Source organism: Bacteroides pyogenes DSM 20611 = JCM 6294, assembly GCF_000428105.1.
GTDB classification, from domain to species: domain Bacteria; phylum Bacteroidota; class Bacteroidia; order Bacteroidales; family Bacteroidaceae; genus Bacteroides; species Bacteroides pyogenes.
The window spans coordinates 132,475-159,389 of sequence record NZ_KE386623.1 but is presented as its reverse complement, the minus strand read 5'-3'; the positions used below and the strand labels follow the sequence as shown (position 1 = coordinate 159,389).

General features: G+C 44.4%; 19 protein-coding genes and 4 pseudogenes. 6 read left to right on the top strand and 17 right to left on the bottom strand.

The annotated features are described in order from the left end of the window. Positions 1-32: 32 nt before the first annotated feature. The 3 genes from C234_RS0113640 to C234_RS0113630 form a co-directional block, all read right to left on the bottom strand. Entirely contained in the window at positions 33-1,013 is a 981-nt protein-coding gene (locus C234_RS0113640) for a helix-turn-helix domain-containing protein (RefSeq protein ID WP_027326207.1), read from the bottom strand. A gap of 139 nt (positions 1,014-1,152) precedes the next feature. Next, positions 1,153-2,334, bottom strand: coding sequence for a hypothetical protein (locus C234_RS0113635; RefSeq protein WP_027326206.1), 1,182 nt, complete (start codon positions 2,332-2,334; stop codon positions 1,153-1,155). Between the two features lie 18 nt (positions 2,335-2,352). Beyond that, positions 2,353-4,728 carry a TonB-dependent receptor gene (locus tag C234_RS0113630; RefSeq protein ID WP_027326205.1) on the bottom strand — a complete coding sequence of 792 codons (2,376 nt, stop codon included), beginning with the start codon at positions 4,726-4,728 and terminating at the stop codon, positions 2,353-2,355. Positions 4,729-4,929: 201 nt separating this feature from the next. Between C234_RS0113630 and C234_RS0113625 the strand changes: the two genes are divergently transcribed. Next, positions 4,930-6,675, top strand: a complete 1,746-nt coding sequence (locus tag C234_RS0113625; RefSeq protein WP_027326204.1) for an ABC transporter ATP-binding protein — start codon at positions 4,930-4,932, stop codon at positions 6,673-6,675. A gap of 2 nt (positions 6,676-6,677) precedes the next feature. Continuing rightward, the gene (locus C234_RS0113620) at positions 6,678-8,375 is read left to right on the top strand and encodes an ABC transporter ATP-binding protein (RefSeq protein WP_027326203.1); all 1,698 of its coding nucleotides are present in this window, start codon (positions 6,678-6,680) and stop codon (positions 8,373-8,375) included. A 57-nt stretch (positions 8,376-8,432) separates the two neighbouring features. Here C234_RS0113620 and C234_RS0113615 read toward each other — a convergent pair whose 3' ends face one another. Genes C234_RS0113615 through C234_RS0113605 form a run of 3 tightly spaced genes read right to left on the bottom strand, consistent with a single transcriptional unit; the run spans position 8,433 to position 11,286 of the window. Continuing rightward, complete coding sequence (locus C234_RS0113615) at positions 8,433-8,795, bottom strand: virulence RhuM family protein (protein WP_027326202.1); 363 nt, start codon at positions 8,793-8,795, stop codon at positions 8,433-8,435. Between the two features lie 6 nt (positions 8,796-8,801). Next, on the bottom strand, positions 8,802-10,004 hold the full coding sequence (locus C234_RS0113610) for a site-specific integrase (protein ID WP_027326201.1): 1,203 nt from the start codon (positions 10,002-10,004) through the stop codon (positions 8,802-8,804). Between the two features lie 52 nt (positions 10,005-10,056). Then, the gene (locus C234_RS0113605) at positions 10,057-11,286 is read right to left on the bottom strand and encodes a site-specific integrase (protein ID WP_027326200.1); all 1,230 of its coding nucleotides are present in this window, start codon (positions 11,284-11,286) and stop codon (positions 10,057-10,059) included. 284 nt (positions 11,287-11,570) lie between these two features. Here C234_RS0113605 and C234_RS17265 point away from each other — a divergent pair. Beyond that, positions 11,571-11,732: pseudogene (locus C234_RS17265) on the top strand (tyrosine-type recombinase/integrase); the annotation flags it as partial. A gap of 138 nt (positions 11,733-11,870) precedes the next feature. Here C234_RS17265 and drt3b read toward each other — a convergent pair. From drt3b to C234_RS0113550, 10 genes and pseudogenes are all read right to left on the bottom strand, one after another. Continuing rightward, complete coding sequence (gene drt3b / locus C234_RS0113595; RefSeq protein WP_052001830.1) at positions 11,871-14,126, bottom strand: antiviral reverse transcriptase Drt3b; 2,256 nt, start codon at positions 14,124-14,126, stop codon at positions 11,871-11,873. Continuing rightward, a complete protein-coding gene (drt3a, locus tag C234_RS0113590; RefSeq protein ID WP_027326198.1) occupies positions 14,123-15,532 on the bottom strand; it encodes an antiviral reverse transcriptase Drt3a in 1,410 nt (469 codons plus the stop codon). The genes drt3b and drt3a overlap by 4 nt, the downstream gene beginning before the upstream one ends. Positions 15,533-15,560: 28 nt before the next feature. Further along, a complete protein-coding gene (locus C234_RS0113585; protein WP_027326197.1) occupies positions 15,561-16,175 on the bottom strand; it encodes a HEAT repeat domain-containing protein in 615 nt (204 codons plus the stop codon). A 2-nt stretch (positions 16,176-16,177) separates the two neighbouring features. After that, positions 16,178-16,621 (bottom strand): GNAT family N-acetyltransferase, encoded by a 444-nt coding sequence (locus tag C234_RS0113580; RefSeq protein ID WP_027326196.1) that lies wholly within the window; start codon positions 16,619-16,621, stop codon positions 16,178-16,180. Next, positions 16,578-17,036, bottom strand: a pseudogene (locus C234_RS18215) (DUF2867 domain-containing protein); the annotation flags it as partial. The pseudogene C234_RS18215 and the gene C234_RS0113580, both read right to left, overlap by 44 nt. Before the next feature lie 78 nt (positions 17,037-17,114). After that, positions 17,115-17,465: pseudogene (locus C234_RS18210) on the bottom strand (VOC family protein); the annotation flags it as partial. 10 nt (positions 17,466-17,475) lie between these two features. Continuing rightward, positions 17,476-18,201: a class I SAM-dependent methyltransferase gene (locus tag C234_RS0113565; protein ID WP_027326195.1), complete on the bottom strand. Its 726-nt coding sequence runs from the start codon at positions 18,199-18,201 to the stop codon at positions 17,476-17,478. A gap of 13 nt (positions 18,202-18,214) precedes the next feature. Beyond that, on the bottom strand, positions 18,215-18,808 hold the full coding sequence (locus C234_RS0113560) for a type 1 glutamine amidotransferase family protein (RefSeq protein WP_027326194.1): 594 nt from the start codon (positions 18,806-18,808) through the stop codon (positions 18,215-18,217). A 135-nt stretch (positions 18,809-18,943) separates the two neighbouring features. Next, positions 18,944-19,231: a helix-turn-helix domain-containing protein gene (locus tag C234_RS0113555; protein WP_027326193.1), complete on the bottom strand. Its 288-nt coding sequence runs from the start codon at positions 19,229-19,231 to the stop codon at positions 18,944-18,946. Positions 19,232-19,233: 2 nt separating this feature from the next. Continuing rightward, positions 19,234-19,512, bottom strand: coding sequence for a helix-turn-helix domain-containing protein (locus C234_RS0113550; protein WP_027326192.1), 279 nt, complete (start codon positions 19,510-19,512; stop codon positions 19,234-19,236). 602 nt (positions 19,513-20,114) lie between these two features. Here C234_RS0113550 and C234_RS0113540 point away from each other — a divergent pair. The 3 genes and pseudogenes from C234_RS0113540 (at position 20,115) to mobV (ending at position 24,191) form a co-directional block, all read left to right on the top strand. After that, positions 20,115-21,305 carry a VapE domain-containing protein gene (locus C234_RS0113540; RefSeq protein WP_027326191.1) on the top strand — a complete coding sequence of 397 codons (1,191 nt, stop codon included), beginning with the start codon at positions 20,115-20,117 and terminating at the stop codon, positions 21,303-21,305. 355 nt (positions 21,306-21,660) lie between these two features. Further along, on the top strand, positions 21,661-22,605 hold the full coding sequence (locus C234_RS0113535; RefSeq protein WP_027326190.1) for a toprim domain-containing protein: 945 nt from the start codon (positions 21,661-21,663) through the stop codon (positions 22,603-22,605). A 330-nt stretch (positions 22,606-22,935) separates the two neighbouring features. Then, a pseudogene (gene mobV, locus C234_RS16530) lies at positions 22,936-24,191 on the top strand (MobV family relaxase). A gap of 445 nt (positions 24,192-24,636) precedes the next feature. Here mobV and C234_RS0113525 read toward each other — a convergent pair. After that, positions 24,637-26,910 carry a GH92 family glycosyl hydrolase gene (locus C234_RS0113525; RefSeq protein ID WP_027326189.1) on the bottom strand — a complete coding sequence of 758 codons (2,274 nt, stop codon included), beginning with the start codon at positions 26,908-26,910 and terminating at the stop codon, positions 24,637-24,639. Positions 26,911-26,915: the final 5 nt, after the last annotated feature.

The following is a 26,915-nucleotide window of genomic DNA, read 5'->3' as shown; positions in this document are numbered from 1 at the left end:
AAACGGTAAGTAATATCCCTATTGTGTCAAATCTACAAAGAGTTGAGATATTGCTTGGGATTTATCTTATGATATTTGCGGAAAGCCTCTGTGAAGTGGCTGAGATTGGCATATCCGACTTTATAGCCTACTTCGGATACAGAGTAAAGACGAGTGGAAAGCAAACGTTTTGCCCATTCCATCTTTTCGGATAGGGCATACTCGGCGATGGCTTTTCCAATAACCTGTTTGAAACACTTTTGTAGTTTGGAGCTGCTCATTGCCACTTCACGTGCCAGTTCGGGAATGCTCGGTACATTGTTCAAACTTTGTAATATCTGACGACGGACACGAAAGACAGCCTCCACATCGTTCAAATTCAAGTTGGAAAGAGATTTTACCTCCGAACGTTTTTCGATTTTTTCAAGAAATATTGTCAGCAGTTCTATTGCCTTTCCATGCAAATGGAGGGGAGAGAAAGGCGCATCGCTTTTGGTTATCGCCTTGATACCGTCCAATACTTGTTGCATCGCAGGTGTGATAGTCTCGAAGAGATAAAAAGACTTGTCCGACCGAAGCAACCGACCGATGTAGGTTTCGCAAGCCGTATCCATTTGCTCTATCCAATCCTTGTTGAAGGTCAATGTGATGTTTTCATACTGTCGTTTGGGAGCGAAAGTCCATTCCGTAGGGATATTGCTTGAAGGCATAAAGATACCGTCGAGCGTGTCCACCCCGACCGTTTTTGTGCTTGTGCCGATAATCTGCTCGTGCTTATGCTCGTTGATATAGAACATCACGGGAATCCATTTCGAGTTTTCCACCGAGCGACGCACCATTGTCATCGGTTCGTATGACACGAAACTGATGTAGGTCAATGTGATCCATGACAACGGGTAGTATTGCTTGAAAAAGCCACTGCCCACTGAGGGCGGAACGGTAAAACCATCGTTCGTTACCGATGTGCCGAATTGCTCGGCAACCATCTCCATCCAATCTTCTGGCTTATTGATTGCACAAAATTCTATGGTCATATCATTATACCTTTCTGCAAATTTACAAATAAGCAAGGATAAAAAAGAGGATTTTCTTATATTTTTATCCTTGTTGAATCACATGCTCTATAAAAAACAAGAGTATTCCTTTTTGAGGGAATACTCTTGCGATAGGGATTTACTCAAACGCAACTAAACTTGAGGGTACTCCCACGGCAGTAACAACGGGAGTTTGGGAGCATTCGCCCGTCTTGGTATTGTAGGTATAGTAGCCCGTTCCGTTATTGCACGTCATACCAAAGACGATGAAATCTTTGTAGCGGGTTATGGCAAAAGAGCCGTTGCTGTCGGTCATCGGCAAATCAAGTTTTTCGATGGTTTTGTTCCAAATGTCGATTTTCACGGGTTGGAAGTCTTTCTTGAGTATTCCGAATTCCGTATCCGTTACTTTCAAGCAACTATATACAATGCCATTGCCCGCATAGTAAGACTTAATCATATACTGCCCCGTTTTGCCAATCCCTTTTATGGTTGTCTTCGACAGGTTGAACAGGTAGTCGGCGTCCCATTGGTCGCTTCCTTTGCGGATACGCAGGAAACCTTCCTTATTGGCAACGTTGAAGTTGTTGCCCGCACTGTAAAAGTAGATGTCGCCCCGCTCGTCCATAAAGGCATCGGAGTGACGAAACAATCCGACAACACTTGTGCGACTGTCCTTGATGACTTCGGTCTTTTTCGTTTTAAGGTCAATAACAGCCACCTCTGCACCCGTCCCCGGTACGGAGGTGTGGGGCGAATTGAGCTGGTTGAGGGCTACATACATCTTTCCGTCTCGAATGACGTTGCAACCGGGGTCGGGATTATTGTCCTGAACGGCATAAGGCGAGAGGTCGATTTCATCCTCTTTTTGCAACGTAGCGGTATTGATTAGCACAATCTTTCCCCTTCCGTGCAAAGCGACATATGCCCGCTGCTCGTCGATAAAATTGATTTCTCCGGGTTGCGCCATCTGTTCAAAGGTCATCGTACCTGCTTTTAGAAGTTCGCCGTGCGCCCCTCTTGTAAACTTATGTACCTTATCTCCGAATTTCCCTTCGGGCACAAGTACCGTGTTTCCTTTTGCGAAGAGATAACACCCAAAGCCAAATTCGAATGCTTTCTTGTTGTCGGTAGCTTGAGGTGTCAAATCACCGAACGTGCCGACGTAAGCACTTTTGTCCACATAATGCACAAAGGCAAAATGCTGTTGCACCTCGTTGGGCGTTGGTTTGGGGTCATCATTTTTGTCGCAGGACGTCAGCCCTATGGAGCCGACCAGCATAGCAGAAAGGGCTATGTTCTTCAATGTTGTTGTTCTCATTTTTATTTATGTTTAGAATTATAAAATACCTTTCGAGAAGACATATCTGAATTTGAGGTGGAATGTCCGTCCTGCCAACGGTTGGCGGAACTGGTCCCAAACTTCTTTATTCATCAGATTGTGGCATTCCAAAGCGATGGAATATTTGTTCTTGTAGGTCAATAGCAGACCAATATCATTGACGAAACTGCGAGGGATACGCCGTTTCTGCAATTCGGTAAGTTCCCAAAAGTAGAAGAACTCTTCCGTGAACTTCCCGTCCCAAAATGCCTTGACATACCAATTCTTGAACAATCGGTCGCTGTGATATTCCGCTCCGAAGTTGGCGAACAGATAGGGGATGTTCGGCAGTCGCAATCCTTTTGTCGGATTAGGGGCTTGGGTGCCCGGCAAATAGTCCAAAACATCGCGTACGTCCTGATAAGTCAGGTTCCCGTAGGCATAGACCGTCGGCGATATATCCAGTTTCAATTCAGTCTCTATACCTTTGATATGTACCTTTTCAGCATTCACATATCCGGCTGCCATATGTTGTTTCATCAGTTTTATCATATCGCTCACCTGCATATAAAAGCCATTTACCTCGAATTGCAATCGCGACAGTCCGAGTATGTCATTTTTGTCTATCAAGAAGCCCAGATTGAAGTTGTGGCTTTTCTCCGGTCTCAGTCCGGCAGCAGGAAAGGTAATGATACCATCGCCGAACAACTCTTGCGAATTGGGGAGTCGTATCGCCCGTTGGTAAGATGCTTTCAGGTGAAAACCTCTGAACGGTTCGTACTTCATTGCCTCTATCCAGCCGATTTGCGATGTCGTATTGCTCTTTTTCTTCGGAGCCTCGATCATCTCGTATGAAGTCAAATCCTCTATCTCGGAATGGAGGTGGAAATACTTTGCAGAGAACATATTCGTCAGTTTCCTGCCGAAGAGTTTCGCTTCCCAAGTCAAGCCCGAGACAACACTGGTCTTTTTGCTTGGAAATCCTCCGATAATAAATCCTGCGTGCTGACTTGCAATGTCATCGCTTGGTTGTCTTCGGGCATAGTTAATAAGCGTGTTTAGGTTCAAACTGTGATTGGTGGACAATTTGTAATCAAGGTTGAGGCGTTCGTTGATTTCCAAACCTTTGTCGTTTGAGTTGTGAGGAACGTCCCCCGTTTCTCCCTGTCCGTTCGGGCTCGGATATATATTTCCCTCAAAATCGTGATTAACTCGTGCCGTATCCACAAAATTGTTCGTCGTATGCGAGAGGGAGAAATGCGACTCGAAGTTAAGACGATTGTTCAGCATCCCGCTTTTTATCAGTTTGCTTTCGAGCATAAACATCCCGGATTTGTTTTCAGCATGCTGGATATTCTTCAATACTCCTTGTATCTCGTTAAAACGGTTGTAATACCCGAACTCGGTACTAATTTCATCGAACCAAAGTTTTGTAAAAGCGACTTTCCCTTTCAGCATATACGAACGAAAACGGTCGTGGTTACGCTTCACCAACAGGTTTTCTCTTTCGGGAACTCTAAATGAGTAATCATTCTTTGCAGAAGTATAATACCCTCCCGCACCGAGCAAAATACCGCTCTTGGGAAAGTTCTTGCGCGAGAAGACACTTCCCTTGTGTGTCTGGTAAGAACCTAATTCATACGAGGCATCCAAATAGTCCGTACTGAACTCCTTCGTAACGATATTAACGGCACCACCCAAGCCATCGCAACCGAAACGTGCAGGGATAATGCTTTTATAGACCTCTATCCGTTCGATAATGTCTATCGGAATTTCATCAAGCGAAAAGGCTCCGTCCGAAGTATTCATCGGAATACCATCCCAAAGGATTTGAATGCGGTTTCCTTCCAATCCGTGAACAATAATTCTCGAACTGCTCCCCAAACCACCGGTCTGCCCGACTTTCAAGCCGATGGTCTTGTTCAAGATGGTTTCTAAAGAAACAGAGCGACCTTGCAATTCCTTTGCATTTATCACTGAAACCGCTTCGGGCGACTCTCTAATAACCTGTGCTTTTGTTTTTCCGAAGACTACCACATTAGCCAATTCCGTCAAATCCGGACGTAACTTCAGGGTATGACGCTTCTCATTTGCCGTAATCGTGTCGGTAATTGTCTGGTAACCTACGTAACTTACCCTTAGTACCAGTTTTTGATGGGCGGGCATATTTAGTTTCGCCACTCCTTTTTTATTTGTGGTTGTACCGTTCTTGTACGAAGGTTCGTTCAGACCTTTCCATTGCACCGTGGCAAATTCTATACTGTTACCATTCTCTGCATCAATAACTTTTATTTCGATGGAATGTTGTTGTGCAAACATCGGATAAGCCCACAGCAATAGGATGCTGACGATGAGCATTCTTTTGTATAAATGAACTATTGAGTTGATTGACATATCTTATCTGTTTATGAAAACTCGTACAAAATTACCCGCCTATCGAACAAAGAAATAACCCTACTATTCACACTTATACCCCTATTGAGTTTTATACGCGTCAAGTTATCGTTTTCGAGTAGTGTAATGCTCATTCGGGTTATTTTACCCCTGTGCGTCTCCGTACTTTTGCATCTTAGAAAATCAAAACGATACAGATGTATGGATAAACAAAAAATCAAGCCTCTCGATGAGGAACGGGAGAGTCGCAGCCTGCTCTCCAATGCGGTGGTCATACTGCATCTTGTTTTCGGCACATTGCCCCTATTGCTCGTGGTGTGGGCAGTGGACAGGCTGATGAGCGGAACGCTCTCTTCTACAATGATTTGGGGCATCGGAGCGGCAATGCTGCTGTTTGCGCTGTTTCGCGGTGTGTTTTACGGAACCTCGATTTGGCGGGCGCACCGCTCGGCTTACAATGCCCTTACACGATTGAGGTTGCGTATCATAAGTCATTTGCAACGCTTGCCACTCGGATTTTTTCAGGAACGTAAGGTGGGCGACTTGGTGAACATCATTAACCACGACGTGGAGCAAATCGAGATTTATCTGGCACACGGACTGCCCGAAATCCTATCGGCAACGCTTTTCCCCACCTTGCTATGGGGAATTGTTATGGTATTGGATTGGCGGCTGGGGCTGGCACTTATATCGCTGCTACCCTTGGCGTTTCTCTTGCAAATGGCTGTCAAAACGCTTTGGGGCAAGAGTTTCCAACACTTTATGGAAAGTACGCAGAAGATGTCGGAAGACCTCTTGGAATATGTGGCTACAATACCGGTTATCAAAGCATTCAGCCACGAAGAGACCCGAACAGAGCGAGTTCTCGGTGGTATGCGCGACTATATCCATTGGGTGAAGCGGAGTATGTTCAGCGTTACCGTACCGATGACGCTCATAACGATGTTTTTGGAGGGAGGAATCGTGGTGATGACTCTTGTCGGGCTATGGCTGATGAGTTCGGGCGAACTCACCGTGGCACGTTTTATTCTCGCCCTGATATTGGGTGGACTGTTCTCGTCTTCCTTTGCCAAACTGGCTACGTTCCAGCATTTCAAGATTGTCTATGGTCAGTCGTTGGCGAGGGTTCAGTCAATTACCGAAATACCTGCAAAGGATACGGCAGACAGGGATATGGATGCTATGCAGACCGATGTCAGTTTCGAGCACGTTACATTCGCCTATCCGAACAAGCAGGACAGTGCTTTGTGTGATGTCTGTCTGCAAATTCCTAAGGGCAGCCATACGGCTATCGTGGGCGAATCGGGGTCAGGCAAAAGCACACTGGCAAGCCTAATGATGGGTTTCTGGCAACCGCAGTCCGGAACCGTTCGACTTGGCTGCGAGAACCTTGCGGAACTCTCCGAACGTAACATTGCCGATTTCTTCTCGATGGTGCAACAGGAGGTATTTCTTTTCAATACAAGCATTCGGGACAATATCCGTATCGGCAAGCCCTCCGCCACACAAGAGGAGGTGGAAACAGCGGCACGAAAGGCACGCATACACGACTTTATCGTGAGACTTCCGAATGGTTACGATACCTTGGCGGGTGAAGCGGGTGTAAAATTCTCCGGCGGAGAGAAACAGCGCATTTCCATTGCGCGTATGTTGCTCAAAGACTCGCCGATTGTCATTCTCGACGAAGCTACCGCCGCATTGGACGGGGAGAACGAGAAACTCATTCAAGAAGCTCTTGATGAATTGCAGCGTAACAAGACCGTCATCACCATCGCCCACCGTCTCAACACCATTCAGGAGATGGAACGTATTGTCGTGATGGACAAGGGACAGGTCGTGGCAACGGGAACGCACGGAGAACTGATGAACAACTGCCCTCTGTATCGTAATATGACGGAAACGCAGGAGCAGGTAAGCAAATGGCAATTAAAAGAAGAGGAGGTATGACAATGGTACGCAAAATATTGAATGAACTGACTGCCCGCGGAGTGCGACATCTGATTGTCTCCGCACTGTTTTTCGTAATTTATGCCCTCTGTGGCACGGCGATAATGCTCACTGTCTTGTTTTTTATCGACCGTCATATACAGGGAGAAAGCATCTCTTTAATTTCGGCAGCGTGGATACTCGGTGGTCTGCTGGTTTTGAAAACCATATCCAATGCCGTAGCCGATATGAGCAAGCACTTTGCCGGCTTCGACCTCGTGGAACGCATTCGCGAGAAAATCATCTTGAAGCTGAAAATGTTCTCGCTCGGTTTCTATACCAATGAACGGCTGGGCGAGATAAGCACTGTCATACACAAGGACGTGGATAATATGGAGATGGTTGTGGGGCATCTTTGGACGCGAATGTCCGCCGATTTCATCGTGGCGCTGATACTTGGTATCGGATTGTTTTGTGTGGACTGGCGTATGGGGTTGGCGATGATCGCCATCCTTCCTATTGCCCTCTTCTCCTTGTATCGGGGCATCCGTTCGGGAATGAAAGCGCAACAGGAGGCACAAGACGGTTTGGCAGATATGGTTAGCCTCTTCGTGGAATATGTCAAGGGCATACCTGTACTGAAAATATTCGGAGGAAAAGGAATGTTCCGTGACAGGCTCGACCGTTCTGTCAGCGAGTTCGGAGAAAGCAGCAAGAAGACCTCACGGCAGGCGGCCGTAAGCGTGGGCAGATATGCCTTTCTTATAGAATTGGCTTTCGCTCTGATGGCTACAATCGGCCTTTGGTGGACTTGGCGTGGAGAACTTTCTCTTTTCGCTTATCTGATGTTTATCATCGTCTCGAAAGAATTCTACAAACCTTTTGTCAATATGGAGAGTCATTGGCTGAACTACATCAAGGTAAAGGACAGCTACGAACGCATTTCCCGTCTGTTGGACGCTCCCGTTATCGTCAACCCCGACCAACCGAAAACGGCGGAACATTTCGACCTCTCGTTCGATGGTGTCGGATTCCATTACGAAAAAGAAGGCTTTGAGATGAAGGAGCTCACATTCCATGTTCCCGAAGGAACGGTAACGGCTCTTGTCGGCTCGTCAGGTTCTGGCAAAACAACCATTACTAACCTGTTACTCCGTTTCTGGGAACCGCAGACCGGAAGTATCCGCATCGGAGGTATAGACATTCGAGAAATGGACTATGATTATCTACTTGGTAAAATCAGTGTGGTGATGCAGAATGTCATTCTCTTTTCCGATACCATTGCCAATAACATCAAGGTCGGCAATCGCAATGCCACGCAGGCGGAAATCGAAGAAGCCGCACGTCAGGCGATGATACATGACTTCATTGTCAGTCTGCCAGATGGTTACGAAACGAAAATCGGAGAAAACGGCTTGGGACTGTCAGGCGGACAGAAGCAACGCCTCTCCATTGCCCGCGCCTTCCTCAAAGACGCTCCCATCCTCCTGTTGGACGAAATAACAAGCAATGTCGATCCCGTCAATGAGTACAGGATACAGCAGGCGATGTCCGCCCTTATCCGAAACCGCACGGTCTTGGTCATTGCCCACCACCTGCAAACCATCCGCAATGCCCACCAAATTATCGTGATGGAGAAAGGACAACTTATGGAGAAGGGTATGCACGCCGAACTCGAAGCTAAAGGCGGAATGTATTGTAAACTGCTGTCGATGCAGTAAGATCGCTAAAAAAGAACAGGTAGAAAGACGCATTTATCTTACTGCCTGTTCTCATATTCAACTGTACCATCCACCTTTGCCATAACACACAAGTAGCGGAGGACTTGTTCTCTTCTTTTCGGTCAGTCTTCTGATTATCCATTTACGGAAACTTTTGGCTTGTGGAGAAGCAAAACGAAATGACAGCATCGTTATCATTTCAATGTTATATAAATCCACTGCACCGCCCTTAAACAATAGCGTTTGCATCACCTCATCTTCTCTGAGTAATCCTTCTTTGAAGATAGACTTGATGTGACTGTTTACCTTGCCGGAGAATACCCCGAGCAGGTCGGCTATTTCGCAAGCCGACATCCAAATGGAAGTCGTAGGAACGTGTACGTTCCCATTCTCCTCAATGGTTATGATTTCTCTTTTCATAGTAATTCAATATTCATTGTTTTTTCTTCTTTCGATTAACCTGTCCATATCCTCCGCAATCTTCTTCTCAGAAATCTTCGCATAGGTCTGCGTACTGGTAATGGAGACGTGTCCCATCATCTTGGCAATGCTCTCCGTACAAATCCCCTCGGAAATCAAGAACGATCCGAAACTGTGCCGGGCTTGATGGTAGGACAGATTCTCTTTGCGTCCGATAATGACACCGAGTTCGTGTATCTCAAACCACATCATATCTCTGCTCGGCAATGGAAAGACCGGCTGCGTGTCATCAGTCGTATTGTATAAATCAAGTATCTGCTCGGCTATCGGATGCAGAGGAATGAAGGACTCTACTTTCGTCTTCTTACGGTTGATGCGAATGTATCTTCTATCGTCGGCAGTCCGCCCGATATGGTGCGGATAAAGCAATTGTGTATCTACATAGGCAAGTCCCGTAAAACAGGAGAAGATAAAAGCCCTGCGAGCCAATTCCTTCAATGGATCATTCGCGGGCAGTTTCAGTTCCAGCAGTTGTTTGAGTTCCGCTTTGCTGATGTGCATTCGCTTGGAGGGCGGTTTCTTCTCATACTCCAACTCTTCCAAAGGATTGGCACGGATAATCTCATGGTCTACGGCAAGATATATCAGTCTGTTCAGCCAACAAAGGCAATGGTTGGTCTGCGATGCCCCGAAGTTCTTGTACCGCTTCAGGTAGACCTTATATTCCCGTCCGAATTCCTCGGTGATGTCCGAAAAGGCAATGTCCGCCTTGCCTTTCGAGTCCAAGAACTCACGGATATAGCTCTGGTAATACCGAGAACTCCTGTAGGTCGAAGTGGAGTCGATTTCCTTGGAACGGACGGCAAGGCATTCCCGCTCCCTTTCTCCCATTTGGAGCAGATGGGTAGGAATGACCGCCTGACCTGCTATCCTGTTTTTCAATAGTTCGGCACTGACCACACCCTGCTCTTTGAGCATTTCATCATAGAGCCGCTCCGCATACTTTCGAAACTCTTTCAGGCGGTTGTTCGTCCGCACGTCAGCGGTCTCCGCCTTTTTTGCATTCCATTGTTTGGGATTGCAAGTAATACCCGTGGTTATCGTCGTGCTTTTCCCGTCGATGGAGATTCGGCAAAGTACGGCGGTCGTACCGTCCGTACGGACTTTGCTTCGATTGATGTATAACAATAAAGAGAATGTACTGCGCATGATTGTTTCATTGTTTGTTGATTTTTACTCTGATTTCTATATGTCTGTGTGTTTATAATACAAGTTTGAGGTCTTTTGTCGCCTCGATATATTTGTCCATATCCTCGAAGAGTTTCTTGGGCGTAACCTTCGCATAGACCTGCGTAGTTTGCAGGTTCGAATGCCCTAGCATCTTGCAGATGGTCTCGATGGGAACACCGGCTTCCAAGGTAATCAGCGATGCAAATGAGTGTCTGCCGGCATGGTAGGTCAGGTCTTCCCTGATGTCGGCAAGGATAGCCAGACATTTCATGAGGCGACGCATATTGGAATAGTGCAGCATCGGAAAGAGTGTAGGACGGTTGTCGTCCCGGTACTTCTCTATCAAAGTAAGGGCTTCGGGCAGCAGCTTGACACAGGCACGAAGCTCGTTTTTCTTGCGGCGGTATTTGAGCCACAGCCCGCCGCTGTCATCCGTGAACAGATTATCGCGCGTGGCGGAAACGGCATCGGCATAAGCCGTTCCAGTATAGCAGGCAAAGAGGAAGAGGTCTCTTGCCAAGATGTGGGAGGCGCGATATTCGGGAATGACCAAGTCACGGATTCTCTCGAAGGATTCCCGGCTTAGGGCTTTCGGCGTTTTTTCCTTTGGTTGGGGAAGGCTGAAATGGGCGAAGAAGCATCTGTCGGCATGTCCCTCTTTGTAGGCTTTTCGGCATACTTTCTTGACGATAGCCAGATAGTGTCGGCAGGTATCTATGGCAAATCCTTTCTCATCCAAAATGAAACTCTGGTAATCATGGATAAACTGCTCCGTCATCTGACCGAAAGCAACGTCTTTGGTACGAAACTCTTTTTCGATGAACTCCGCCAAGGTTCTCCGGGTATAGAAATAGGCAGGGTAAGTTCCCTTTGCACGGTCTATCCCGATACGCTTTCTCAATTCCTCACAGACGATGTCCGTCATTCCCAACAGGGTCATCTGCGTTTCAAGGCTTCCTTGAAACAGGTTCTTGACGGCTTCCGCATCGAAGTCTGCTTTTCTTTCCACAAGCGTGTCGAATGCCGTATGGATGGAGAGCATCAGCTTGTCCAGCTTCGCATTGGTCTCCACGGCTTCATGGCTCTTACCTTTCAGACGGCTTTCACGAGGATTCCACAGGTCGGATGTGCAGGAGATTTTGCAACTGAATTGCACCATCGAACGATTGACGGTGATACGTCCCATAATGGGCGCTTTGCCCGACTTGTCTGGTCTGCTCTTTTTCAGGTAGAGCAATACCTTGAATTTCTCTATTTTCATACGCTTTAATTTTATGGGCAAAATTACCCGTTGTTAAAGCGTTCTTTGATAAACAAAACGTTGTGGAACAGTGAGATAGAAACCTCTCCATAGAAATCTCTCCTTTTTTCGTTACCTCACTTCATTGGGGAAACCAACGGATAACGGTTTGGTAACCGAAAGGATTCAATATTCCGTGTCGGACTGCTTTCCTGCCACACTCGCAGAATATAGAAAAACACCTAATTCACAACCTGTTACCGGTTTATTCTCTATGTTCTTCCAATTCCTCAAATGGACGTATTTTCCATGTCGGAAGACATAGCTTCGGTACGCTGACTTTGGAGGCAGGTATTCCGATGGAGAGCATTGCCAAGATGATGGGGCATTCGTCTATTGCCAGCACGCAAATCTACGCTCAAATCACTGACCAAAAGATTGCAATGGATATGGAGAGATTGATGTAACGATAGGTGTAGTATATAATAGAAAAAGAGCCTGAGCTCTAGGCTCTTTTGATGAGACTTCATAAGTCACGACATAGGGTTATGTGTGTGAAAAATATTTGAGCTCTATACCCTATGCTTGTTTGGGGCATACATCTATTAAGAATAAACTTCTTGACTGATTTTTGCGTTTAGTTCTTTCGTAATATCAATGCTTGTCCATTTTGTGAACATGTATTTCTGCTCTTTCATATAATTAACAATCTGCTTTCCTTCTGCTCTTGAAACACCTACAGCTTGAAGAAATTTTATTCTCTTACTCGGATAAATATAAGGACAAGCAGCCATATCTAGTGCAAATATAATATATTCAGCAGATATATATCTTCTATTAGCAGGTATTTCATTTATCTTTTTCAGAGCGTGGTCAACAATAAGATTCTTTAGATCTATAAACTGTTTCGCATTACCGAAGTAATATACCAGAATCGTAACTGCTAACATATTCAACTTCGGGAATGTTTTTATCGTTCTATCGTTGTTATATCTTATTCTAAGATATCGTTCTATTTCAAGTAGGGACAAATGGTATTTGCTATTCATACTGCGTAGTATGATTAAGAAATATAATGTTTCTAGCTGAACATTGTCATCCATGGGGGCTGTTTGTAGTACTACGCTTATTTCATCTCGTATCTTCTTGAACACTATCTCACGAGTGTATTCGGTAAAACGATGAACTATTGATTTATTCTTGCCTACCCTCAAACTATAATTATTGTCCAAGTAAATCAAAATAATATTTAGAATTTGCATTACCTTGAGAGTCGTGTTAATACGTTTGCTGTTCGCATAGAGGAAGAAAACTGCATCAAGAATATTAAAAAGGTATTTCGACAAAACCTTTTCAAGTTGTCTTCTTTTCTTTTCTACTTGTGGATATAAATCCCTTAAATTCAAATCAACTGCCGATAAGCACAGGACTTTATAGTATCCATCAAGCTTTTTCAGGTTTCTCTCTAGCCGAATGGCTAAGCGAGCCATTGTGTAGTTGAGGACATCTTTAGCTTCTACATTATTGGCAGATACAATAGCCTTAAATCGTTTATTGAAATCAGTTGCATTTAAGCGAAAATAAATATCAGTAGTTAAACAACTGAGCGTTTTTTCACGATCAATCTTTAGAAGTTGCTCCTCTGCTTCCATTGATGTGTCCTGTTCTGTTTCTTCTATTTCTTCTTCAATAGATTGCTCAGATTCAGGTTCGTTGGTATATAGTTTGATAGTATCATTGAGTAAACTGTCTATCGCAATTTTTGTTTTTGTTATATCTGTAACAAAAGGACGTTCAAGAGTCTTACTCTTTTCTTGACTAAGACTCAACTTAAACTCTTTTAGATACATTTGAAATAGCTGTTCGGCATCAACCTTAACAGCTTCGCTATTGTAGAAAAAGAAATAATCATCCACATAGCGATAACATTCATAATCCACTTTGTTTCGGTAACCTTTTTCATATAATTGCTGCTCTACCATTTGATCAATATGTTGCATAATAACTTCTGCAAATATGCGTGAACACTCTGGTCCAATGACTATGCCATTTGTTTCGTTATAGTTCATCTCTTGCATCATCTTATCCCATAATGCACCAACGGATCCATCACACTTACCTTCAAATGTATCTTTATATATGTCCACACCACCACTAATTGCCCAAGCTATTGAATGCGTATATATACTGTCGAAGCAGTTCTGTACATCCATCTTTAGTAGATGAGAGAACTTCTTTTCAGCACGCTGATATCTATAATCTTCATAGAATTTATAGATATTAGTGTATTGTTTATAGCTAAAGAATGTTTTTAGATTCTCATATTCGTTGAAGTACATTTCCATTTTATCTGTTTTCTTTCCCATAAGCACGTGATGGAGCCGATCTTTATAATAAAAATAACAAGCTACTTTATTGGGGTATCTTATGGAAAAATTACTTTTAGAACAGAGATATATGATGGTATCCTTATATCTGTTGTATAAATCAACCACTTTAATTTGATTGGCAGGATGTATCAATGAAAGATATCTATGTTTCAGAGGTTTGTGCTGTATGCTATATACGAATGGAATACGTTTGAGGTCATGTGTTCTGAGCTCCAAAGAGTTCCTACCTTCGAATTCAGAAATCTTTCGGCAAAAGATTATAGCCAACACACCCAATATACCTTTGTCGTCTGTTCTATTCCAATGTAATGTATCTTGCCCTTCTCTACCTATTTCTATCCAGATACCATTACGCACTAGAAATCGATAAAAGTAACGATTACTAAAAATCAATGGAAGTTCGTATGGTAGTACATCCGAGAATACTACTCGTTCTTTCTTGTAGCGAAGTCTGATTTTCTTTCTTCTCATAACCATTTCTTTATTTCCTGAATACGCTGAATACTGAAGGAAAACATTTTACGTTCTCTCCATCTATGATTGAAATCTATGCTTGATATACGCTTAACGAGCTTAGCCTTTACTTTTGCGTAATCTTTTAATCCCGCATAAAGTTCTATGGGGTGCTCTTTTAGGTATGTTGTAAGTTCATCAAGATCTTCCTTGCGATCCAGCAAATCATTATTATAGAACAAGCCAACCTTTACGCTATTCTTTGATTTGAATAGTTTGAAATTACCAGTAAGAATATTCAATGAGTCAAATAGATCACAATATGCTTGCTTAATATTGTACTTGCAGAGAGTTTCAAAATGGTCTATTGCATGATCAATTTTTTTATGGTATCGCTCCTTCTTTTTATCTGAAAGCCCATACGTAACTGACAGTTTTTTTGCGGTTCGATTCATGTACAAACAGTATCCTAGATAGTTCATAGGGTTTTCGACATAATTGTCTTTGGTAAAATCCATAATGCGACACTTGCCGGATCTATCTCCAGATGGCTTCAAAGATAAACCATAAGTTTGGAAAAAAGCTGTCATATCGGCATAATACTGGTCTATAGAAGATTCAATAGGCAATGAGGAAAGAATGATAAAAATATCATCAACATACCTTGCATAGAACATCACCTCCTTTCGAGAAGATATTTTAGCGTCAATATCCCTCATATATAACTCACTTAAGTATGAACTGATCCCTATACCACGAGGAACTCCTCGTGATGGAGAAGCGAATTCATGACCTTTGATTTTCTCATATTCTCCCAATATACCTTTAATAAACGCTTTAGATTTATTAGATAGTAAGGTGTTGTCAAATATCATCGGCATTAGTTTGTCATGAGGTATAGACTCATAGAAACTTGAGATATCTGTTCGAATAACATAAACTGGAATATCAGAATTCAAAAAAGTCTTGATGTTTGCCAATATGCTATGTCGGTTAGCCTGCTTTACCTTGAAGGTTTGTCGAATATTATATTGAAGTTGCTTAATGGCAAATAGATATGCGTGAGATGTCACATCTAACGTATAAACTTCTTTGTTGTCATCGGAAATAAATTTATTCAAAGAAAACTTAAAGCCATGAGCATTTACCTGTTTGTCGATAGTTTCCAAATAAATGCGTAATACATCCTTTTTTTGCTCTATAAGGTTCTTTAATTCGACTTTTTTTATATCAAGTTCTAATGCTTCCTCCTGTGTTCTGTCTTTTTTCTGTCTAAGAACTGACACCGCTTTCTTTAGCTCCTCAGATCTTGCTAAAACATCACGATATTCTTCAGGCATAGTCTGTATGTCTATATTGCCTTTACGACTCTCAAGGCAATAAATGGTTTCAAAATTATGTGCAGAAAAAGATTGATCAAGCATGTTGTTATTCTATAGCAAAGTTGAATTTCTATTTTAATAATTTTGTTGCAAGTTTGTAGGTAAACATAATTCGAGGATTAGATAAGTCCCATCGCTCCATTTCTTGCCATATCAATTCTGCGTGCTTCTTGCTTATATCCCTTAAAGCATTTCCAACCGATTTTCTAAGATATTCGCTTTCGTGTGCCTTATGTCTGCTGAGTAGTGCTATTGCCAGCGAAGGATTATCCTTAAAGTATGGGCGACTTGTCCAAATCCTCAATCCCTCCGTTACAGCACGGATAACATTCGGATTGTTATCATTCAGCCATTCTTCGATGAGAGGCAAAGATGCTTCATATCCTCTGTGTTTGCAAACCTCATCAAGAGCCTTTGCAAGCATTTCCTGCACACGCCAATTCTCATCGGTGCTTATTCGCTCTTTCAGAAAACAACGTGCGTTATTATCTTCTGTTGCCAATTTGCCCAATATAGTTGTTGCTAACATTCGGGCTTGATAGGCTTCATGTTCAAACAACGTGAGTGCAAGTTCAAAACATTGTTTTTCTGAATATGCAGAAAGGATTTCATTTGCTCCATCAAGGATATGCTGATATCCATGTTCAATTTGCTGTATCTTGTTCAAGATATTGTCTATTCCTATTGTCATAAATCCTTTCTAAGGTAAATCATATCTACGAGTTGTATATCTCCCTCAAAAATTGGACGATCGTAATTGTTCGTGAAAAAGTTCTCTATTCGATGATACTTTTTAAAACCACAGCTTTCATAAAACGATAGGATTGCAGGAACTTCACCAGTACCGACAAGCATTGCCTTATAGTCTTTTTTATAGAAATCGGAAATATAATCTATCAATCTCCTACCATAACCTTTACCCCGATATTGCTCGTATGTCGCTATGTTCTTCAATTCACAGGTATCACTGCTTACAGGCATTACAACGCAAATGCTTTTCAAGTCATCATCGTATAAGGCAAACAAGTCTCCACACGACAAATACTTGTCAATCATATTTTCCTGTTCGTCCGCTAACAGCAATAAATCAAGAAATTGTTTCTTGTTTTTGGCAATTCTTTCTATTTTCATCGTATATTTCATTTGAAATTGTCAGAATGCTTTTTTCGATCTTCTTCAACAGAGATTTTACAATAACGATATGGAACGGACGAATAAAGAAGAAATAGATTCTTCCTAACGCATTGTGATACTTTACCACCGTTGTTATCCGAAGTTCCTGCCTGCCGTTGAAATATCTGCCGCATAGCAAAGATGCGTGAAAAGTGAGATGTTTGTCTGCTTTGCCGAAAACCATCTCATTCGTCTCCTTCTCGCATATCATATTGCGGACGCCACTGTCGGTATCAAGCTTCAGTGGTTTTACCAAACAATTTCTCAATCGGTACAACATCTTTACCCAATGCGAAGATCGGTTAAATGCCATATCAAAAACCTGTTCTGCCGTTATCGGTTCCCGGCATGAAACGGTTTTCACGTAGGAATCAGTATAATCATATGGAATGTACTTGGAGATAAGGCTATTGCTGTCGGTCAGCAGTTCCATTTTAATTGATTCATCACAAGGAAGTCTTTGGTAAAATTCCAACCAATGCCCGTCGGGGTCTTCAAAGGTCAGCAACTTGCCGTAAGGCTCTGTTCTTATTTCTCCGATTGTCTTTACTCCTCTATTCTTTAATTCTTCATATACAAGTTCTATGTCGTCAGTTTCAAACATCAGTCTTGTTTTGCTTGCAACTACATCACCTTTGTGTGCAGGTCTTTTCAAGATAGCGAATGAAGTTTCACCTAAATCAAACTCTATCCAATCTCCATCTGTTAGCTTAACCTCAAAGCCCATGTCCTGATAAAATTGCTTTGACTTTTGCAAATCACTTACATAAATCCAACAGGCGTATATCTTTCTCGGTTTCATTCTTTTGATATTATTGATGTTTGATTTTGAGCAGACCGAAAAACGGGGTTATTTCTTGAACCTCCACAAGTTTCAAACGGACTTTCTGCAATGTCGTTTTCAAATCTTCGATAGAGTGGAACCAATATTCAGGAGGCGTATTCTCTTTCATGTCCTGCCAAGTATAGATATGTCCCTCTTGCAGATATGGTTTGATATGATTTTCATACGCTTCTTTCGGGGTGGTATGTTCCAACAGATAGCGATAGACTTCATTAAACTTTTCGGGAGATGCGTCCGGATTGAACAAGATAATTTCATCTGCCATTATCATTTCGCCATCTGCTTTCAGCACCTGCTTCACGGCTTCAAACAGTCTTTCCTGCTCATTCCATTCCACTTGATGCAGAACGAGCGAGGAAATGATTAAATCCACGCTTTCTGCCGACAGTTCCAAGTTTTGAATGCTACCACACTGAAACGAAACATTATCATAGTGCTTATAAGTATCCTTTGCCTGTGCAATATTCTCTTGGCTCGTATCTATTCCGAGAGCGGATAGAAAATGAGGAACGAATGGTTGCAGGGATTTTCCCCAGCCACACCCCAAATCCAACAATCTATCTCCATTCTTGACACTTGCAAACTCAAACATCCGTTCGCTCAATGCTTGTGTGGACTCAAACGTGTCTCTGCCGTCAGGACTAATCGTTCTGCTGATATGTACGGATAAATTCTTTTCCCAACTCTTTTCCATACGCAATTATCTATTATCTCGCAAATCCGTTTTTGTAGAAATCGTACCAAGCATCTATCTGTTCGGGACTGTTGGCTTTCAGCAACAGGAGCATTTCACGGGTGAATTCCAAATGTCCTACACCGTTTGCCGTAACGATATTCTTATCACTTACAGCTTGTGCTTCCACATAGTTTTCTGCGTTAGTGTAACCTGTACCGCCCCAGTGCTTGAGTTGGTCGAGACCGTTGCCTGTATGTTTTACATTGTTCAGAAAACCGTGTGAACACAAGAAAGAAGCACCGTTGCATATCGCCCCTACAATTTTACCTTTATCCAAAGCCTCCTGCACCAATGGTGCGACAAGTTTCGCTTCGGACGAATCCCATCGGTTGCCACCGATAAGTACCAAGGCTGCATAATCTTTCGGCATGCTTTCGAAAGAATAGTCGGGCAATGTCCTGAAACCACCTATGGAACGGACTGCGTCCGATGTCGGGGCAAGGGTATGCACTTCGTACTTTATTTCACCACCCGGTATTACACCTACATGAAGAGCCGTGGAGAGAAAAGCCCCTTCCCAGTCTGTGTATTCATTTAACAAGACAAATAAAACTTTCTGTTTCATTGATGAATGTATTTTGAATTTGATAACTTCGCCACAAGTTCTTTCAACCCCTTCGTGAAGATTACTCCTGCAAAGTTACCCATTCATAACTAGAAAGGCGAAGAAAACTGCAAGAAAATACTTCTTGCGAATGTTTTATCTCCGATAGTTCTCTTGCAGTAGATTGTTGATGTCGGAGAGACGATAGAGTATCTTCCCTGCGATTTGGGTGTAGGGAATAATGCCCTTGTCCCGATAGTCTTGCAAGGTGCGAGGACTGACGAAAAGGTGTTCGCACACTTCTCTCCCCGTGAGATAGATTTCTCCTCCGAACAGCGGACGGTGCGTTTGGGCAATCTCCCGAATACGCTTGCTTACTTCTTGAATGCCCGAAATGAGTTGTTTCATTTCGGGTGTTTCTTTGTTTACGATTTCGTGTTCCATAGTCATTGTATTTTTCGGTTCGACTTTTCGAGGAGTGCTTCCACATCCTCACGTTTGTAATAACATTTATGCCCGATTTGGATAAAGGGTAGCACGGACGTATCCCGATAGTGCTGGAGCGTTCGCTTGCTGATGTTGAGTATTCGGCACACGTCCCCGTTGTGCAACAGGTCGGGGAATTCGGGCTTCGTACCGAAGTGTTCTCTCATACAAAGAGCCAGCTCTTCGATGCTCTTTTTCAGTTCCTCCCAAGCGGAGGTGTCGATGGCTGTAAATCTCATATCAATATCGTTTTAATTGTTGTTATTTTCTCTTTTTGGTGCAAATGTATGCAGCCGAAATCCTTGTTCCCAGACCTGATGAAAGCAAGGGAAATAGCAGGAGCTTGCAGGCAAATGTATAGGTAAAACCTATCTGTTTTCAGAAGGGATTCCCTGCCATTTCTCTCTGTTCCCCCGAATTCCTTTCGAGGGAAAAAATCCTGTTTCGATGCGAAAATAACGAACCAGCATATACTGTTTACCCCATTCCTGCTAAGTGGATACTTCTGGCGTCGAAATGGTATGAAATGGCTCTGTTAGAGAGAATCTTCCTACCTGTCTTTTTAGGCTTTTCCCTCTGCTTTCATCGAAAAGGCAAAGGCATGCATCTGCACGTAATTCGATACAGCCATTCGGGTAGCGTTTCCCGTTCTTCCATTTGTCTTTTTCTGATTTTTGAGGAGAAAATGTGAGGTATCCTTTCCTTTTGCCGAAGAAATATGCAGCACCTCGATGCAACAACGCCATAAGGCTTGGCTTCACTTGTTCGCCTCTTTAACTTGGTTTCAGCATCCGTTTTCGGATGAAAGTTCAAAATCAAGCAAACAAAAGAGATACGAACAATGAAAAAAGAAGAGAAGGACAACCTCTCCAAGAACACGCAAATAGAAGAGTTTCTTTCGGCTCGGTATGAGTTTCGATACAACACCGTGTTGCACCGAGCGGAGTACCGTCCTCGAGGGACGGGTGATTACACAGCCATAGATCGCTACCGCATCAATACCCTCAAACGAGCTTTAGATAAGGAAGCCGATGTACAGACCTCGCCCGAGAACCTGTACAGCATCATCGAAAGCGATTTCTCCCCACGTGTTAATCCTGTACAAACCTATTTCCAAGCGTTACCACTGACGAAAGGAAATGCGGAAGCTATCACCGCCCTTGCCGACTGCGTGAGCGTAACCAACTCCGAGAAATGGAAAGAATACCTCACCAAGTGGCTGGTTGCAGTGGTCGCCAACGCAATGGACGACAAGCAATGTCGTAACCATACCTGCCTTGTGCTGACAGGCGAGCAGGGCAAGTTCAAGACCACGTTCCTTGACCTGCTCTGCCCTCCGTCTCTCTCCGATTACCGCTATACGGGGAAGATATATCCACAGGAGAAGGACGTGCTGAGTCTTATCGGGCAAAACCTTATCATCAATATTGACGACCAACTCAAAGCCCTCAATAAACGGGACGAGAACGAACTGAAGAATCTCATTACCTGTCCGCAGGTGAAGTACCGTATGCCTTACGAGAAGCATATCGAGGAGCGACCCCACTTGGCAAGTTTCGTGGCTTCGGTCAATGGCAACGATTTCCTCACCGACCCGACAGGAAGCAGACGCTTCCTCCCTTTTGAGGTGCTGGCGATAGAGATAGACCGAGCCAAGAGCATTCCGATGGATGCCGTTTACAGCGAAGCCAAGACCCTATTGAATGAAGGGTTTCGCTATTGGTTCAATGATGAAGAGATTATTGAATTGCATAGAAACAGCGAAGCCTTCCAAGTCTATACGACAGAGATGGAACTGTTGCTCCGCTATTTTACCTTTCCCACGGAGGCAGAGACGGCAACAAAACGCTTCTATATGACCAATTCGGAGATAGTGGGCTATCTCTCCTGCTATACCCGACAACCGCTCTCCACCAAACGGATGGGTGAAGCCTTGCGAAAGGCAGGCTATACAAGAGAGTGTCGCAGAATAAACGGCAATCCCGTATATGTCTATGCCGTCCGTAAGGTTTACCCAGAGCAACCGCCATAGCACACTATCCCCCCTTGTAATATCCCTTTCTCTTTTCTTTCCTATTCTCCTTACTACGTTACTACAACTAAGGATAATACGGTGAAAGAGAAAGGATTGTGACGATTTATATCTTGCGACACAGCTTACTACCATCTTTCTACGCTTCTACGGCAGAATGAATGAGAAAAGGTGTAGACAGGAGATGTAGAAGGATAAAACAGAATGAAGTGTTACACTTTTCTCTTTCACTGTCAATCACTTATCTAAATGTAGAAGGGTAGTAAGATAAAAAGGGGAAAATTCCAAAAAGAGAAAACAGAGCGAACAATGAGATAATGAACAAATGAATAATCCAAATCCAACGATAACAGTAATGATCAACGAATATTACGACCTACAACACATCAAAGCGATACCGATAGCCGACTACCTGCACGCTTGCGGTATCGAGCCAGCCAAGCGTTATAACGGCTACGCCCTTTATCACGCTCCCTACAGAGAAGACCCCAATGCTAGCCTGAAAGTGGACTTTCGGCAAAACCTGTGGCACGACTACGGCACGAGCCAAGGCGGAAGCATCATCGACCTTGTGATGAAGATGCAAGGATGCAGTGCCTACGAAGCAATGGCGCATCTTGCCGAAGGGAAAGCGATAACCCTCGCCCCCTTTCCCTTTCATCGTGAAGCTCGCATAGAGCAGAAAAGGAAAGAACAGCGACCGAGTAATACAAGGCGTATTCTCTCCATTAGTGAAGAATTGCCTCTGCATCTGCAAAACTATCTCCGAGAAGTACGCAAGATAGACCTTGCCGTGGCAAGTCCCTATCTCCGTCACATTCGCTACGAAGTGGGAGGAAGAGAATACTCTGCCATCGGCTTTGCCAATTGTGCAGGAGGGTATGAACTCCGAGACGACAAGACATTCAAGGGAACAATCGCACCAAAGGATATATCCGTAGTTGCGGGAGAAACGAACAACTCCCCTCTCTGCATCTTCGAGGGCTTTATGGACTTCCTTTCCTATCTCACAATGAAAGGGAAAGAAAGCATTTCGCCTTCCATAGTTCTGAACTCGGTCAGCAATCTTCCACGAGCCATCGCCTATCTCCACGAGAAAGGCAGCGACTCCGTTCGAGCATTCTTCGACAACGATGAAGCAGGACGGCAAGCTCTTCAGGGTATCCAATCTTCAGGCATCAAGGTAGAGGATATGAGCCAATACTATGCCCGATACAAAGACCTCAATGAGTACCACGTTGCCCAAAGAACAGAACTAAAGCAGGTGATACCACCTCGCAAACGAGGACTTAGGCGATAAGGCAAAAGAGAGCAAACAACATTATTCTATCATCAGGTATTCAAAGATGCAGGAAATAAAATGTATGCGAATAAACGGCTTTGTTTCGATAGCTACGGCAGTTCCGCAGAACAGCAAGTTTGCAGAGCCAAACTTAGAAACAAAGCGTGCAGGCATTCACAGAATGCAACGTAACAAGAAAGAAGTACGAGCAGGGCGGAGCGGACATTTCAAGAAATGCCATAGCTCATTAGGGTATTTTCTTCACGCTGCACTCCGTTATCGCTAAAAATACCCTTCTGAGCCAAGGGACTTCGCCCCTTTGGATACCCCTAAATCAATCTTCAAACAATGGGCTACGCCGTATTACATATAGACAAGGCGAGAAGCAACGACTCGGGAAATACCGCTCATATAGCGCGGACATATACCCCGAGTAACGTCGATCCTTCTCGCACACACCTGAACAGGGAATTGGTGCAATTCCCTGCAAATGTGACCAACCGTAGCGAAGCGATAGAACATCGCATCGCCACAGCCGGTATCTACCGAAAGGTAGCAAAGAACCAAGTCAAAGCCTTACGCTTTATTCTGTCAAGCTCACCAAAGGATATGGCTCGCATAGAGCAGGAAGGACGCCTGTACGAGTGGTGTGATGAATCGATGGATTGGCTTCGTGACACTTTCGGGGCGGACAACGTGGTCGCTGCCACACTCCACGCAGACGAGGAAACGCCCCATATTCACGCCACGGTCGTCCCGATTGTCACGGGCGAAAGACGGAAAGCCAAAGAGGAAGCCGAGAATGGGAAGCGGAAGTACAAGACGAAGAAAAACAAGGTACGGCTTTGTGCCGATGATGTGCTTACGCCCAAGAAGCTGGAGCAGTATCAAACGGACTATGCCAAGCGAGTGCAGCGTTTCGGATTGGAACGGGGCGTACACGGCTCGGTAGCCAAGCACCGTACCACGATGGAGTATTACAAGGAAATTCTCAAATCTACAAGAGAGAAGGAAGCTCAAAAGGCGGAACTCACAGCCAAGATAAAGGAGCTGGAGAAGCAGGCAGGCAAGCTCCGAATGAAAGGTACGCTGTACTCCCTCTTTGGGAACCCCGAACTCGACAAGGCAGAGAAGCGTATTGCAGACTTGGAGCAAGAGGCCGAACGGCAACGGCATCTTTCGGAAAAGGAGAAAAACGAAATCCGAAAGGAAGTCGTTCTCTTGCAGGACACGGTCAAGGGAAGGGACAGAGCCATTGCCGAATTGAAAGAAACCGTCAGATTTACGAGGAAGAGCGGAATTGGATAAAACGTTTTTTCAATGGCTTCTATCAATTGCTGAACATTCGTCTGATGCTCCGAAAGATGGATTTCTCTGACGACAGAATAGCGGAGATGTATCGCACAGAGACTCCCCAGCGAGGCACGGCTAAAGCCTATTCGGGATTATACAAGAGAGAGTTCACGGAAGAGGACAGCGAAATCCGTATCATCAAGGATGAGAAGAAGCGACCGCTCCTCACCATCAACGGGCTTTCCATTACCGATTGGTGCGAGCAGAAATGGAAACAGCTTATCAACCGCAACCGCTCGCAGCGGCTGTAATTGCTTTTTTCTTTCACTGACAAGAAGAAAAACAAGAAAAGACGCTCACTTTCCCTCGCAAATATGTACCTTTGCAAGTAAAATAGTGAGCGTTCTTTGGCTATTCAAAACAATGTACTTCAAAGCACTCCGCTCATTTCTAAATCGTTACCCATTCATTCACCACAAAGTGGTAACACTCTATTATACAACGAGATAGTTCAGAATCAAAAAAAATCGCCGGGGAAACTTTTGTTTCATGCTGGGGAAACTTTTGTTTCCCCGATGGGAAACTAACGTTTCCATACATACCTCTCTCCGTGCTTATATATTGATCCGCCTTTCAAGCCGCACCCACAAAAATAAAAGGCTGCCGGAATTAAACTTTCCGACAGCCCCGTGAAACCCAAAAACAACAGATACCTAAGAAAACAATTTTAAATTAACTAAAAATCCAAATATGAAATTATCTTAAGTCAAGAGATAATTTTTTGCCATGTACAAGTTCGTCGTGAGTGATGCGGTATTTATCGAAACGCTTGCCGTTCAAGCGAATCTTATCGATGAAAAGCATGCCTTGCTTTGCACGATTCGTTTCAATCACGAGTTCTTTCTCCCGATACCACTTGGGATCGAGACGAATCACCACCTTATCGAAAACGGGAGTGGTGAGGGTATATTCCGGCAATCCGGGACAATCGGGATAGAAGCCCATCATGCTGAAAACAGCCCACGCCGACATTGTGCCCGTATCGTCGTTGCCGGGAATTCCGTCGGGCTTGGTGGTGAAATATTTATCCAGCAAACGTTGCGTTTCTTTCTGCGTACGCCACTCCTCTCCTTTGAAATACGAGAACAGGTAAGGGTAAGCGATATCGGGTTCGTTGGCGGGGTCGTACAAACCTTCGTCAAAAATCATCTGCAACTTGTCGACGAATCTCCTCTTCCCTCCCATGAGTTTAGCCAGTCCGTACACGTCATGCGGAACGTAATAGGTATAATTCCACGCGTTTCCTTCGTGGAATCCGGGACTCGGCTCGAAGTTTTCTCCTTGCTTGGGGTCGAAAGGCGAATAGAAAGTACCGTCGGGCAAAAGCGGACGCAACGTTCCGAACTCCTTGCTGTAATAGTGGCGGTAGCCCAAAGAACGTTTGTAAAACATTTCGGCATCTTTCTTCTTGCCCAAAGCGCCGGCAAAGCGAGAGAGGGCAAAGTCGGCTATGTAGTATTCCAACGCATGCGAAACCGAGTTGTCGTATTGCGCTCGGAGCGGCACGTACCCTTTCGAAAGATAATCGTCGTTGTCGGGACGCATCAGGTTCTGCGCTCCCGGCGAAGTGGCCGATTTATACATGGCTTCGTATGCCAGTTCGACGTCAAAGTCGCGCAATCCTTTCATCCATGTATCCACAATGACCGGAATGCTCGGGTCGCCCTCCATCGTAAGCGTCTCCCGTCCGTAAAGTTCCCATTTAGGCAACCAGCCGTGCTCGCGATACATGTCGAGCATCGTGCGTACCATTTCGATCTGCCGCTCGGGATAAACCAACGTCAGCAGCTGATGTACGTTCCGGTACGTGTCCCAAAGCGAATACACCGTGTATCGATTGCCTTTCGCTGTCAGAATTTCATTGCTTTCCATTGCCGGGTACCGGCCGTCGACATCCTGCAAAATATTCGGATGAATGAGCAGGTGGTAAAGCGCCGTGTAGAATACGGTCTTCTGCGCCTCGCTCCCGCCTTCTACGGAAATACGCGACAAATCATCGTTCCATGCACTGCGGGCTTCCGCACATATCCGGTCGAAGTCCTTGCCTTTTTGTTCGGCATCCAGATTCAACCGGGCATTCTCCATGCTGACGAACGAAACGCCCATGCGGACTTCTACCTTCTCCCCTTCTTCCGTATCAAAAGAAAAGTAAGCGCCGATGTCATCGCCGGCAATTTCTTTCCCGTAACGCGGATAAAGTTTATACTTGCCGTTATCGGGGTCCCACTCCGCTTCCACGCCTGTCATCAGGCGCTGCTTCTTCCAATAGCCCGTGGCGAGAGGTTTTTTATTCACCCGCATCACGAAGTAGATAGGAAACACCGCTTGCGGATTATAACAGAAAGTGCCCAACAGCTTCATCCCTTCTATTTCGCAATCGTTCACCCGGCGTAACATGGCTCCGCTTTCGTTTGTCAATCCTTCTCCCAGATTCAGCAGGATATTACTCTTGCCTTTGGGAAATGTGAAGCGGGCGATCCCGCTGCGCGAAGTGGCCGAAACCTCAGTCTTTACGTTATATTTGGTCAGATAATTGGAGTAGTATCCCGGAGTGGCCCGCTCGTCTTTATATTTGCTTCCGTATTCTTTATAATCGACATTCAGTTCTCCGGTAGTAGGCATAAGCAACAAAGAGCCTAATTCCGGACAACCGACTCCGCTCAGATTCACATGAGCATATCCCGTAAAGAAACAATTGGTATATTCATAAGGAGTAGACCACCAACGGGCGTCTTTATCGTACGTATTCTCCGAAGAGCCCATGACATTGAAGGGAACCACGGACATCATTCCGTTGGGACACACAGCGCCGGGATTGGTGGTTCCGAAATTAGTCGTCCCGATAAAAGGATCGACATAATCGACGGGCAATCCTTTCTTTCCGTCGCCGGCAGAAAGGTTCTTCCCTTCTCCCGCATAAACGGGGAGAAGAGAGAAAACCAGCGTGCAAATTAATAAAACACGTTTCATATTTA

Bases quoted from the DNA above. Each gene is read 5' to 3' on its own strand.
- C234_RS0113640 (WP_027326207.1), bottom strand. From the start codon at position 1,013: ATGACCATAGAATTTTGTGCAATCAATAAGCCAGAAGATTGGATGGAG.
- C234_RS0113635 (WP_027326206.1), bottom strand. From the start codon at position 2,334: ATGAGAACAACAACATTGAAGAACATAGCCCTTTCTGCTATGCTGGTC.
- C234_RS0113630 (WP_027326205.1), bottom strand. From the start codon at position 4,728: ATGTCAATCAACTCAATAGTTCATTTATACAAAAGAATGCTCATCGTC.
- C234_RS0113625 (WP_027326204.1), top strand. From the start codon at position 4,930: ATGGATAAACAAAAAATCAAGCCTCTCGATGAGGAACGGGAGAGTCGC.
- C234_RS0113620 (WP_027326203.1), top strand. From the start codon at position 6,678: ATGGTACGCAAAATATTGAATGAACTGACTGCCCGCGGAGTGCGACAT.
- C234_RS0113615 (WP_027326202.1), bottom strand. From the start codon at position 8,795: ATGAAAAGAGAAATCATAACCATTGAGGAGAATGGGAACGTACACGTT.
- C234_RS0113610 (WP_027326201.1), bottom strand. From the start codon at position 10,004: ATGCGCAGTACATTCTCTTTATTGTTATACATCAATCGAAGCAAAGTC.
- C234_RS0113605 (WP_027326200.1), bottom strand. From the start codon at position 11,286: ATGAAAATAGAGAAATTCAAGGTATTGCTCTACCTGAAAAAGAGCAGA.
- drt3b (WP_052001830.1), bottom strand. From the start codon at position 14,126: ATGAGAAGAAAGAAAATCAGACTTCGCTACAAGAAAGAACGAGTAGTA.
- drt3a (WP_027326198.1), bottom strand. From the start codon at position 15,532: ATGCTTGATCAATCTTTTTCTGCACATAATTTTGAAACCATTTATTGC.
- C234_RS0113580 (WP_027326196.1), bottom strand. From the start codon at position 16,621: ATGAAAATAGAAAGAATTGCCAAAAACAAGAAACAATTTCTTGATTTA.
- C234_RS0113565 (WP_027326195.1), bottom strand. From the start codon at position 18,201: ATGGAAAAGAGTTGGGAAAAGAATTTATCCGTACATATCAGCAGAACG.
- C234_RS0113560 (WP_027326194.1), bottom strand. From the start codon at position 18,808: ATGAAACAGAAAGTTTTATTTGTCTTGTTAAATGAATACACAGACTGG.
- C234_RS0113555 (WP_027326193.1), bottom strand. From the start codon at position 19,231: ATGGAACACGAAATCGTAAACAAAGAAACACCCGAAATGAAACAACTC.
- C234_RS0113550 (WP_027326192.1), bottom strand. From the start codon at position 19,512: ATGAGATTTACAGCCATCGACACCTCCGCTTGGGAGGAACTGAAAAAG.
- C234_RS0113540 (WP_027326191.1), top strand. From the start codon at position 20,115: ATGAAAAAAGAAGAGAAGGACAACCTCTCCAAGAACACGCAAATAGAA.
- C234_RS0113535 (WP_027326190.1), top strand. From the start codon at position 21,661: ATGATCAACGAATATTACGACCTACAACACATCAAAGCGATACCGATA.
- C234_RS0113525 (WP_027326189.1), bottom strand. From the start codon at position 26,910: ATGAAACGTGTTTTATTAATTTGCACGCTGGTTTTCTCTCTTCTCCCC.